The sequence below is a fragment of the Cupriavidus sp. KK10 genome (assembly GCF_018223725.1).
In the GTDB taxonomy this organism is placed as follows: Bacteria; Pseudomonadota; Gammaproteobacteria; order Burkholderiales; family Burkholderiaceae; genus Cupriavidus; species Cupriavidus necator.
On record NZ_CP073677.1, the window covers coordinates 2,792,758 to 2,804,275 of the forward strand.

General features: G+C 65.7%; 11 protein-coding genes. 5 read left to right on the top strand and 6 right to left on the bottom strand.

Annotated elements, in window-relative coordinates; genetic code table 11:
* Window positions 1-2 precede the first annotated feature (2 nt).
* Window positions 3-698 (bottom strand): ABC transporter ATP-binding protein, encoded by a 696-nt coding sequence (locus KB879_RS13230; RefSeq protein ID WP_211981656.1) that lies wholly within the window; start codon window positions 696-698, stop codon window positions 3-5.
* A 135-nt stretch (window positions 699-833) separates the two neighbouring features.
* Window positions 834-1,898 carry a VWA domain-containing protein gene (locus KB879_RS13235; RefSeq protein ID WP_013953256.1) on the bottom strand — a complete coding sequence of 355 codons (1,065 nt, stop codon included), beginning with the start codon at window positions 1,896-1,898 and terminating at the stop codon, window positions 834-836.
* A 75-nt stretch (window positions 1,899-1,973) separates the two neighbouring features.
* Here KB879_RS13235 and KB879_RS13240 point away from each other — a divergent pair, with 75 nt between their 5' ends.
* From KB879_RS13240 to KB879_RS13255, 4 genes are read left to right on the top strand one after another with little or no spacing between them, the layout of a single operon-like run.
* Window positions 1,974-2,915, top strand: coding sequence for a S1C family serine protease (locus tag KB879_RS13240; protein WP_211981658.1), 942 nt, complete (start codon window positions 1,974-1,976; stop codon window positions 2,913-2,915).
* Window positions 2,916-2,930: 15 nt separating this feature from the next.
* Window positions 2,931-3,944, top strand: coding sequence for a MoxR family ATPase (locus KB879_RS13245; protein ID WP_013953258.1), 1,014 nt, complete (start codon window positions 2,931-2,933; stop codon window positions 3,942-3,944).
* Window positions 3,922-4,956 (top strand): DUF58 domain-containing protein, encoded by a 1,035-nt coding sequence (locus KB879_RS13250; protein ID WP_211981660.1) that lies wholly within the window; start codon window positions 3,922-3,924, stop codon window positions 4,954-4,956. Before KB879_RS13245 ends, KB879_RS13250 begins: the two co-directional genes overlap by 23 nt.
* Window positions 4,953-6,011: a VWA domain-containing protein gene (locus KB879_RS13255; protein WP_211981661.1), complete on the top strand. Its 1,059-nt coding sequence runs from the start codon at window positions 4,953-4,955 to the stop codon at window positions 6,009-6,011. Before KB879_RS13250 ends, KB879_RS13255 begins: the two co-directional genes overlap by 4 nt.
* Window positions 6,012-6,101: 90 nt before the next feature.
* Here the strand turns inward: KB879_RS13255 and KB879_RS13260 are convergent, their stop codons facing one another.
* Window positions 6,102-7,151: a porin gene (locus tag KB879_RS13260; RefSeq protein WP_085959706.1), complete on the bottom strand. Its 1,050-nt coding sequence runs from the start codon at window positions 7,149-7,151 to the stop codon at window positions 6,102-6,104.
* A 313-nt stretch (window positions 7,152-7,464) separates the two neighbouring features.
* Between KB879_RS13260 and KB879_RS13265 the strand changes: the two genes are divergently transcribed.
* On the top strand, window positions 7,465-8,805 hold the full coding sequence (locus KB879_RS13265; protein ID WP_153953457.1) for a sigma 54-interacting transcriptional regulator: 1,341 nt from the start codon (window positions 7,465-7,467) through the stop codon (window positions 8,803-8,805).
* A 9-nt stretch (window positions 8,806-8,814) separates the two neighbouring features.
* Here the strand turns inward: KB879_RS13265 and KB879_RS13270 are convergent, their stop codons facing one another.
* Genes KB879_RS13270 through KB879_RS13280 form a run of 3 tightly spaced genes read right to left on the bottom strand, consistent with a single transcriptional unit; the run spans window position 8,815 to window position 11,514 of the window.
* A complete protein-coding gene (locus KB879_RS13270; protein ID WP_013953263.1) occupies window positions 8,815-9,552 on the bottom strand; it encodes an amidohydrolase family protein in 738 nt (245 codons plus the stop codon).
* The gene (locus tag KB879_RS13275; protein WP_013953264.1) at window positions 9,549-10,400 is read right to left on the bottom strand and encodes a hypothetical protein; all 852 of its coding nucleotides are present in this window, start codon (window positions 10,398-10,400) and stop codon (window positions 9,549-9,551) included. Before KB879_RS13275 ends, KB879_RS13270 begins: the two co-directional genes overlap by 4 nt.
* On the bottom strand, window positions 10,393-11,514 hold the full coding sequence (locus KB879_RS13280; RefSeq protein WP_211981663.1) for an 8-amino-7-oxononanoate synthase: 1,122 nt from the start codon (window positions 11,512-11,514) through the stop codon (window positions 10,393-10,395). Before KB879_RS13280 ends, KB879_RS13275 begins: the two co-directional genes overlap by 8 nt.
* Window positions 11,515-11,518 lie beyond the last annotated feature (4 nt).

Sequence of the window (11,518 nt, forward strand, 5' to 3'; positions counted from 1 at the left end):
GCTCAGGCTGCCGCGCTCATCGGCGGCTGGGGCCCCAGCGGCGTCAATCCGCCTGGCGTCAACTGCAAGACGCGATCCGCCGTCGCCGCAGCCAGTGCCGAGTGCGTGACGATAATCGCGGCCGTGCCGTTTGCGTTGACCAGTTCGCGCAGCAGGCTCAGCACCCGCGCAGCCGTCTCGTGATCAAGGTTGCCAGTCGGCTCATCTGCCAGCAGCAGCATCGGCCGGTGTACCAGGGCACGTGCAATCGCCACCCGCTGCAGTTCCCCGCCGGAAAGCTCGCGCGGCATACTGTCCTCGCGCCCCTCAAGCCCAACCGCGGCAAGCATCTCGGCAACGCGGGCCGACGCCTTTTCCCACTCGAGGCCGTTCAACAGCAGAGGCAGCGCCACGTTCTGCGCCGCGCTCAAATTCGGCAGAACATGGAAGGCCTGGAACACGAACCCCAGCTTTCGCCGCCTCAGCAAGGTTGCGGCATCGTCGTCCAGCTTGCCCAGGTCCTGTCCGTCGAACTGGATGCAGCCACTGTCGGGCCGATCCAGGCCGGCGATCAGGTGGAGCAGCGTCGACTTGCCCACGCCAGATTCACCCATGACGGCGACATATTCGCCGGCGTCCAGCGCAAGACTGACTCCGCGGAGAACGGTGCGCGGTCGGGCGCCGTTGTATGCCTTGGAGACGTCTGTAAGGGTCAGCACAATGTTGTCAACCTCGCGTGGCGCGCCTCTCTGTCCGTCTCGGTTCCCGGGTGAAATCCAGGCTGGAAATACACCCGCTGCGCCTATGGATGGCTCGGGGAATGAACCCGGCCGCTACATCAAGCATGCTTCAGGTCACCGCCGGAACCACAACATCGAGAGCCCGCACGCCACCCCCAGCAGCAGGACCGCTGCTGCCGAGAACAATGCACTGATCTCGGTTTCCTTGCGCTCGAGCGCGAAGCGGGCGCTGAGCTGGCGATACACTCGGCTCAGGTCCGCAGCCGAGCCTGCCTGGAAGTACTCGCCGTCCGTTATCGCCGCTACCGCCCGCAAGGCGGGTTCATCGAGCTGCATGTAGTAAGACAGGCCCGACTCTATCGTGGCTGCGCCCTGCGGCGTACCGAAGCCCACCGTATAGACGCGCACGCCGCGCTGGGCGGCCATGCGCGCGGCGTCCAGCGGGTCGGGGCCGGTGGTGCGGCGGCCATCGCTGAGCAGGATCACCGCACCGTGCCGATACGAGCCGGGCTGCGCCGCCGGCCGTTCCTGTTCGCGCTTGCGGACGGCGTCCGCCGCGGCGGCCTCTGCCAGCGATCTGCCGCCGGGCCCGGGTGCGAGCGACTCGCCGCTGAAAAGGATTGCTTCCAGGTCGATGCCATCGTCGGGGAACAACACTGCCAGCGCCTGGATCAGCCCGCTGCCGGTCGCCGTGCCGTGCTGGAGCTGGAAGCGATCGATTGCATCGAGCATGTCCTGCCGGTTGTCGGTGGGGGGCAGTACCACGGTCGCCGTGGCGGCAAAAGAGACCATGCCCAGGCGCACGCTGGCCGGCAGCCCGACGATGAGATCCCGGGCAGCCTGCTTGGATGCGGCGATCCGGGTGGGTGCAACGTCGGTCGCCGCCATGCTGCGGGAGGTGTCCATGGCCAGTACCAGGGTGATGGCGTCGGACGGCAGCGTGATCGTCGCAGTAGGACGGGCGCAAGCCAGCAGGGCCACGCCCAGCGCGAGCAGGAAGAGCAGCGGCGGGATGTGACGCCGCAGTCGTTGGCCGGGACCCAGGGCGGCGCGCGGCAGCGCAAGGCTGGCATACAACAGGGCGATTTTCTTGCGCCGCGCAAGCAGGTACAGGTAAGCGGCTGCCAGCAGGGGCAGCACGAGCAGCAGCCAGAGCATTTGCGGCCAGAGAAACTGCATACCCGTGCTCCTTGGCGCGTGGGTAAGACGATGGTACTGTATTTTCCACGGCGGGACGGGACCTCGGGGGCGGCAATGAAACGGGTATCGATCTACGGATGGGTCTCGGCAGCGGTCGCGCTGGTTCTCGCCGCGGTCGTGGGCTCTGCCTGGCTGTTGCAACCGTCGCCGCGCGTCCTAAAGCAATCCGACATCGACGCGGCAGTGCTGCACACGTTGGAGACCAGGCGTCTGCCTTCGCGCACAGCCAGGGCCGCAGAGGCGGTTCGCGAGTCGGTGGTGGAAGTTCGCAGCTATGCGCCAGCGGAAAAGGCGGCGGACAAGCCGACGGAAGCGGCATCCGCCCGAAACGCCAAACGTGATCCCCCTGCCACACGCCCCAAAACCAAATCGCACCCGCCATCCCCGCCGCCCTCTCGCGATGAACTCGCAAAAGGCGACCCATCGGGCGGCAAGGACGAGTCCGGTGGCAAGCGCAAAGTCCGCAACATCGGTTCGGGTGTGGTCGTGACCGAAAGCGGCGTCATTCTCACCAGCTACCACGTCGTCGCCGACGCCCTGCGCCTGGAGGTCATATTCCACGACGGCCACACGGCCGAGGCCTCGGTGGTGCAGGCGTTCCCGGAGAAAGACCTCGCCGTGATCCGGCCCAGTTCAATCCCCGACGACCTGCCGCCGGCGACGCTCGGTTCCAGCCGGAACCTCGCGCCCGGGACCGAAGTCGTCGCGGTCGGCTTTCCGTTCGGCATCGGTCCGTCGGTGTCTGCCGGCGTGGTGTCGGGGCTCGACCGCAGGTTCGTTTCGCCGGACGGCAAGCGGGACCTGGACAAGCTCATCCAGTTCGACGCCGCCGCCAATCCGGGCAACTCGGGCGGGCCGCTGGTGAATCTGGATGGCGAGGTGGTCGGGATCGTCACCGCCATCCTCAACCCCAACCAGAGCGGCACTTTCCTCGGCATCGGCTTTGCTGTCACGATCGAAAGCGCCGGCATTGCCATCGGATCCTCTCCTTTCTAGACGCGGGGGCCTTAAATGAACGACCAAGCCAGGGGCACTGTGGACAGCGCCGACTTGATGGAGCGCCTGCTGTATGAGGTGAAGCGCGTGGTGGTGGGGCAGGACCAGTTCCTGGAACGGGTACTGGTGGCGATCCTTGCGGGTGGCCACCTGCTGGTGGAAGGCGTGCCGGGCCTGGCCAAGACGCTGACCGTCAAGACGCTGGCCAGTACCATGAGTGGCTCCTTCAAGCGCATCCAGTTCACGCCTGACCTGCTGCCGGCCGACCTGATCGGCACGCGCATGTATAACCAGGGCACGGGCGAGTTCTCCACCGTGCGGGGCCCGGTCTTTGCCAACCTGCTGCTGGCCGACGAGATCAACCGCGCGCCGGCCAAGGTGCAGAGCGCCTTGCTGGAGGTCATGCAGGAAAAGCAGGTCACCATTGCCGGCGAGTCCCATCTGGTGCCCACGCCCTTCCTCGTCATGGCCACGCAGAACCCGATAGAAACGGAAGGCACCTACCCCTTGCCCGAAGCGCAGGTCGACCGCTTCATGATGAAGGTCCTGGTGGGCTATCCCAGCGAAGAGGAGGAGGCCGTCATCGTCAACCGTGTCACCGGCCCCCGCATCAGCGTGAGCCCCATCGCCACGCCCGAGCGCCTGGCAAGCCTGCAGGAGGAATGCGGCAGGATCTATGTGGATCCGAGCCTGGTCCAGTATGCAGTGCGCGTGGTGTCGGCCACCCGCAAGCCGGGAAGCTACGGGCTGGAAGACCTGGATCGATACATAGCGTTCGGTGCCAGCCCCCGCGCCACCATCGGCCTGATCGAAGGCGCGCGCGCCCTGGCGTTCCTGCGCCGCCGGCACTATGCGCTGCCCGAAGACGTGGTCGACCTCGTGCCGGATGTCTTGCGCCACCGCCTGGTGCTCTCATACGAGGCCATGTCCGACGGCGTGACTGCCGACCAACTCGTCACCCGCATCCTGCAGGCGCTGCCGGTTCCGGAGCGCCCATTGGAATCCCATGTTCGGGCGCCTGCGCGCTAGGCGCCGGAGCGGCCCGGAAGCCGCACCCGATAGCGCACCCGGTAGCGCACCCGCCGGCACGGCGCTGACCAGCGTCGACGCAAGGCAGGCCGAGGCCTTGCTGCGCCGCCTGGAATGGACCGTGGTGCGCCGCCTCGATGGCCTGTTGCAGGGCGACTACCGCACGCTGTTCCGCGGCTTTGGGCTGGATCTTGCCGACCTGCGCGAATACCACCCCGGCGACGACGTACGGCACATCGACTGGAACGTGACGGCGCGGCTGCAGACACCGCATGTGCGTGAGTACCAGGAAGACCGGGAGGTCTCCGTCTGGTTCCTGCTGGACCTGAGCGGATCGGTCGGTTTCGGTTCTGGCAGCGTGAGCAAGCGCGACCTGCTGAGCGACTTCACCACCGTCATGGCGCTGCTGCTGACACGCTACGGCAACCGGGTCGGCGCCCTGCTCTACGGCGGGGCCACAGACGCGGGCGCGTCGGTGGTGCCGGCGCGCTCGGGGCGCCGGCATCTGCTGCACCTGCTCGACCGCATGCATGCCACACCCGCCGCGTTGCCGGGCGACACCCGCTTGCGCGACCTGCTGGAGCGCGCACGGGCGGTCGCGAAACACCGATCGGTGCTGTTCGTGGTCTCCGACTTCATCAGCGCCCCGGGCTGGCAGGCATCGCTCGGAATGCTGGCCCGGCGCCATGAGGTCGTCGCCGTGCGGCTGGTCGACCCGCTGGAGATGGCCTTGCCCGACCTGGGCCTGGTCGTGCTGCAGGATGCCGAAACCGCGGAGCAGATGTTCGTCGACACGCACGACCCGGCCTTCCGCAAACGCTTCGCCGCCGCCGCCCAGGCGCGCGAGGCCGAGTTGCGCCTGGCCTTCACCCAGGCTGGCGTGGCGTGCCTGATGCTGTCGACCTACGCCCGCCTGGACCTGGCCCTGCTGCACTTCACCCGCCGGCGCCGCCACCGTCAAGGGGCCGCTGCAGTAGCAAAGCAGGAAAACGGGCCAAAGGGGGCAGCATGACCGATGCCATAAGCCGGCTACCCGTCTTCAGCTTCCGGTGGCCAGGCATGCTGTGGTTGCTCGCGCTCGTCCTCGTGCTGTCCGCTGGCTACGTATGGCTCGATAGGCGCCAGCGCCATGCGACGGTGCACTATCCCACCCTGAAAACCGTCGGCGTTGCCATCAAGGGCGGCGCGACCTGGCGCCGCCACGTGTCGCCCATGCTGCTCCTGCTGGCCCTGGCCGCGCTGATCTTCGCCATCGCCCGACCCCAGGCGGTGATGCTGCTGCCCTCGCGCATCGAGACCGTCGTCGTGGTCATCGATCTGTCCGGCAGCATGCGCGCGCAGGATATCCAGCCCAGCCGCATCCGCGCCGCCCAGCAAGCGGCCAAGGTTCTGCTCGACGCACTGCCCGCGGGCGTCAGCGTGGGAGTCGTCGCGATGGCCGGCACCGCCGCCGTGGCACAGGCGCCCAGTCGCAGCAAGGAGGCCGCGGCCACGGCAATCGACCGCCTCAAGCCGCAAGGCGGCACCGCGCTGGGCAATGGTCTGCTCATCGCGCTGACGACGCTGCTGCCGCAGACGGCTGATGACGCCGAGCGCCTCATGAACGGCGACACCACGCCGCTGCAAAAGCCGGACGCATCCCACAGTGGGGAGGCCGTGACGCCCGGCTCCTATCCCTCCGGGGCGATCGTCCTGTTTTCCGACGGTGAAAGCAACACCGGCCCGGCCGCGACGCAGGCGGCGCAGCTTGCCGCCGCGCACGGCGTGCGCGTTTATACCGTCGGGGTTGGCACGACCGAGGGTGTGGTGCTTTCGGTCAATGGCTGGTCGGCGCGCGTCAGGCTGGATGAGAAGGTGTTGAAGGAAGTCGCCGATGCGACAGGGGCGGAGTATTTCCCGCTTGCGGATGCCGCGCAACTGAAGAGGGTGTACCGGGCGCTCAATATGCGGCTGGCGTTTGGCAAGCGCGAACAGGTTGAAATTACTGCGTTCTTTGCCGCGCTGGGGGCGTTGCTGGCCACGTGTGCGGGGCTGCTGTCGTTGTGGTGGTTCGGGCGCGTGATGTAGGCAGGGACTGGCTCTGGCAGAGGAAACCCGGGTGTCCCTTTGCCAGAATATTGGGCCCCCGGTTTGGCGCGCGCTCCGTGGCAAGGCGCATCAGAACCGGTGACGAACGCCCATCACCGCACCCACCTGATCCTTGCCAGGCTGTACGTTGAAGACGGCCGACGTGCCGCTGCCACTGTTGAAGCCGTTGACGCCTAGTGCCGAGTTATCCTTGTTTAGCGCGTAGGAGACTGACGCGTAGAGGTCGGTGCGTTTGCTGAGCGAATAATCGCTAGTAAGCACGAACTGCCACGGGTCGGATCCGGTCTGCCGGAAGTCCTGGTAGTAAGCCGCGCCAGTCAGGGAGAAAGCCGGCGTCACTTTGTAAGCCAGGCCCAGCCAGTAGAGGTTCGAGCCGGCATCAGCCGCCTGCGCGCCCGGCACGATAGCACCATCATGGGCCTTCGCCAGACGGTAGCCCGCATAAACCTTGGCATCACCCACCGCATATGTGGCAGCCACCGAAACGCGCCTCAGGACCGGCGCCTGGTTTGACGGCGTGCCGACGTGCGCATCGTCATAGGCCGCGCCCAGCGCAAAGGGGCCGGAGGCATAGTTGACGAACGCGCCGAAATTACGTCCGAATACGTTGCTGCCAGCCACTTCGCTGCCATTAGCCTGGAATGAGTAGAAAGCCAGTCCAGTCAGCTTTCCGAACTTGCCGACATACTTGATGGCATTGTCCGCGCGCGCGCCAAACTCCGGCGCAATCGAGAGGATGCTGTAGCGGTCGGCAATCGCATTGGGATCATAGAGATTGCCGAATTCGCGCATGCCGGTCTGCTGCCGCCCCAACAGCAGTGAGCCGTGTAGGCTATCGAGCCCTACATAGGCATTGCGGCCGAACAGACGCCCGCTCTGGCCCGAATTGCCGGTATCGATGTCGAAGCCGCTTTCCAGCAGAAAGACTGCCTTCAGCCCGCTGCCCAACTCCTCCACGCCCCGCAGCCCCCAACGCGAGCCAGACTGGTTCCCGGAAACCAGCCGCACGAGACTGTTGCCGTTGCGCCCTGCATTATTGTTGAATTCGATACCGGCGTCGGCAATACCGAACAGCGTCACCCCTGACTGGGCGTGTGCGCTTGCACAACACCCAATCATGGCGAAGAACAAGGATATATCAACGAGACGTAGTCGTCGCATGGTGGTCCCCCCTCTTTCTTCTTGATTTTTGGCCAGCAATGCGCCCGCGGCAATCATCCAAACGGTGGGCCCCCAAAGGATGGTCCTGGTAAAACCCATTCGGGCTTGAAGTCACGCCAGAAACCAACTGCATATCAGCATAAAACACCCCTCAATTGCACTCCGACAGCGGCCACCTACGATAACTCCATTGTCAGGGCTCGCCTGCCATACCGCGCCTCGACTCCCCCGCAGTCCATCACCGAACTTCCATATTGCTCCGGGGTGCGGAATGCGTACTGTTCTCTATCAGGAAGATGCCGGGCAAGTCACGCACGCGCTGTGCAGGCACGGGTTGCCTGACGGAGTGAGCCTATCCGCAAGCGGTGACGGGCTGCTCGTGGTCGTCGTGCGTGCTGCGCCCAGCCGCGTGGCGGAGGCCGCGGAGCAATGGCTGCGCGGGCGGCCGTTGCCGGATGCCTTTATCGTCGGCTGCACGGACGAGACTCGCTGTCATTGCCGCCCCGAATCCTGGTGGCCATCGTCGGTTTGCGATATCGTGACCGCTGTCGATGATGACTCACTGCTGAAAGAACTGGCGCTGCGGCTTGCCCGGCTGGCGGAGCTCGAGGAGATCGTCACGTCCGACTGGCTGCGCCGGCGCGCTGTCGGAGAATCGATTGCATGGCGCAGCACCTTGCGTGCGGTGGCGGAGGCCGGCCGGCTTGGGCGCGGCGCTTGTCTGCTGCTTGGGGAAAGTGGCGTCGGCAAGGAGTTGCTGGCCCGGCTGGTGCATGATCTCGATCCTTCGCGCAGGCGTGGTCCGTTTGTCGTGGTCGACTGCACGACGCTGAGTCCCGAACTGTCCGGCAGCGAACTGTTCGGCCATGCCAAGGGTGCATTCACGCATGCCGTCACGGCGCGCGACGGCGCCGTGGCATTGGCGGACTGCGGAACGCTGTTTCTTGACGAGATCGGCGAACTCGAGCTGCCGCTCCAGGCGCGGCTGTTGCGCGTGATTCAGGAGCGGATGTACAAGCGCGTGGGGGAAGACACCTGGCGGCGCTCTGACTTTCGCCTCACCTGTGCGACGAATCGCGATCTCGAAGCCGAGGTGGAGGCCGGGCGCTTTCGCTGCGACCTGTATTTCCGCATCTCGCAATGGACCGTACGTGCACCGTCATTGTCGGAACGACGCGAAGATATCCCGCTGCTGGTGCGGCACTTCCTGAGCGAGCATGACGACGCGCCGCGTATTATGCCGGAGGTCATGGAACAGCTGATGTGCCGCGACTACCCCGGCAATGTGCGCGAGTTGCGCAACGTGGTATTACGCATGGCCGAGCGTCAGCGTGGCTTCGGTGTATTGAGCACAGGATCGCTCGATCGTCCGTCCATCCCTGCCGCTGCCGATACGCTCGCGGCATGGACGCAGATGCTGGCGCTTGCGGTGGAAGGCGCGCTTGATGCAGGGCTGGGTCTAAAACATATCGGGCAAATTGCCGAGACCATCGCCGTGCAGGCTGCCGAACGACGCACGGGATCGACCAACCGCGCCGCCGAGCTATTGCAGGTCACACCGCGCGCCTTGCAATTGCGACGGCAGGTGCGGCCCGACGGTGGCAGCGCGTAGGACCCGATCTCACGCAACCGATACACGTCGCAGCAATCGCAAGGCATTACCGCCCGCGATCCACGCGAACGCGTCGGCGGATGGACGCAAAGCGCGGATCTTGGCAAGTTCGAGGCCCGGGTGCAACCAGGGACCATCGGAGCCGAACAACAGCTTGTGCGGCCCCGCGCGATGCAGCGCCTCTTCAAGCAGATCGAAGCGGCGCACACCGGCGGTGTCGGCGAACAGGTTGGGATGCCGTTCGATCAGGTCAATCACGCGGCGCTGGGCCGCCCAGTCGTCGGCGAAACTACCAAGATGCGCGAACACGAACGCGACGCTGGGGTGCGTCTGCGCCAGCAGGCTTAGCGCACCGACATCGCCACCGGGGTCGTAGAGTACCGGCAGTTGCCAACGTTGCGCAGCATCGCAAACCTGTCGATGGATGGGTGCGTCGTGGTTATGCACCTTGATGCCGCGCAGTCCCAGCCGCAGGACCGCCTCCTCGATCATCGCGTGCACACGGTCACGGTCGCGCACGGCGTGGACCATCGCGAAGCCGGTCCAGCGACCCGGATCGGCACGCACCAACGCAGCGACGTCGCGATTCCCTTGCGCATAGTCAGACTGGAATACCGGCAGCAGAATCGAATGGCTGATACCCGCTTCGCGCGCCCGGCGTGCGTAAGCCGCCAACGGTGCCGTGGTGTCCCAGGGACCGGTCATGCCATCGCCCTGCCCGGCGTGGACGTGGAAGTCGAGGATCATGGCGCGGCGTAGGCATCGAAAGGCACTTCGAACTGCGTTCCCGCCTTGATATGCATCGTATTGGCCGTCGGCCGAAAGTCCTTTGCCAGCTCCGGGGGCATGGCGTTGCGTATGACAAGGTCTTTCTCACCGACTGTCACCAGATTGGTCAGCACCCGGTTCGCCAGCGTCGATGGCATTCCCGATCTAAGCCTTCCGTTCAATCGCAGCTTCCGATCCACCCAGCTGAGCAATGTGTGCTCGATTGCCGCCGCTACCGGGTTCTTCCGCGTAGGAGCGGTCCAGATGAATTTCGGTCCCACGCATGTAAGCGCCCGCTGGTACTGAAACCATTGTCTAAGCCGGGCTTCGAGCGCATTGGAGTGACCGATGTAGGTGGGCACCGCGCCATCACTGAATATGTAGACCCCAGGTCCCGCAACGCCGCGAGAAGCGTCTTCCAGGGAGCTCCAGCGCCTCCACTTCAGTTCGATATCCAATGACACGGGCGGCGGTGCCAACTTCGGCCGCAGATGTGTCAATTCCTCATCGAAGGCTTCGGACAGGTGCCCCAGCGACGGCATCGGGGACAAGCTCAGTCCCACCAGCGACAGCACGCCCTGCTGCTGGCGCGCCAGTAGACACGCCTGGCAACATGCACCCTCGCCCCGGCTCTCGAATCGCGCGGTACCCAGCCGCGGCTGGGTGCTGACGCGCCGAGCACGCGCAACAATCTGGCGCAGGTCGTTGACGAGCATCTGCGGCGGCGTTCCGGGCGGATAGCGGCGCGCGTCGGCCACGAGCCGCATCAGCCGGCGCATGCGCCACGGTGCCAGGTCAAGGATTTCGCCGTCTGCGGTCTTAAACATGATGCCTCCCCATGGACTTGGATAGCGTTTCGTCGGACGCGGGCAGCGCAGGCGCCGTCGCTGCCATCGTCTGCACCAGTCCGTCGATATCGGACAGCCGATGATCGGCACGCACGATCACGACCACCGCATGGCGGATCTCGGCATCGTGCAATAACGCGGTACGAAACCCACACGCACGCAGCGAGGCATGCAGCGCCTGTGTTCGCCCCGGCGTACTCAGATGAATACGTTGCATCGGATGCAGTGGCAGCGTTGCGGACAGATCTGGCAGCACGGTACGAGCCAGCGACAGCAGGCCCGCACGCAGCCGCCGCACGAAGTAGAGCAGGCGCGTACGCAGCCAGTCTCCGGTGCGCCGATTGGCGTCTAGTGCATCGAGCGCCGCCAACAGCGCGGCCTGGTTAGCAGCGCTGCAATGCGACTGCGTGGGACCATTGCACGCAATGTCACTGACCAACGCGGCGGGCCCGCACAGCGTGGCCAGCGGCACGCCGAATGCCTTGGCCCATGACGCCAACAGCAGGACCGGGTCCGATGGCCCCAGGCCGCCGTGCACGGCGATGCCACCACCACCCAGCCCCCACGGCTGCTTTGGTATGGGATGCTCACCGAGGAGCCCAAGGACCTGACTATGGTCGATCACGAGCAAGCCATCGCGTGAAGCGACGGCTTCCAGATATCCCTGCGGCGCGATCGGCATGCCGTTCCGCAGTGTGGCGTCTGTGATGACTGCCGGCGGCTTGCCCGCCCTGCTACGGCGCAATACGCCTACCAGTGCGGCAGGATCGCCATGCGCGAACCACGACAGCGATGCGCCCAAGCCACTTACGCGCTCGAGGCTCCAGCGCATGACCGGATATAGCGCTTCGTCGGCAATCAACACGTGGCTGCGCGCGAGGCGGTCGAAGGTATCGATCGCCAGATGCAGCGTGGACGGCGCCACCGCACCCGCCTCGCAACCCTGCAACTCGGCTGCGCGCGCGGCAACGCCACGCGCCTGCGGCGATGCCGCGAGCGATGCGGGCACACCGCTCGTCAATGCGGCATAGTCGCCGAGGCGCGCGGCCGGATGCGTCATGCCAAGGTATAACGCCGAGGCAAAGTCGATCATGGCC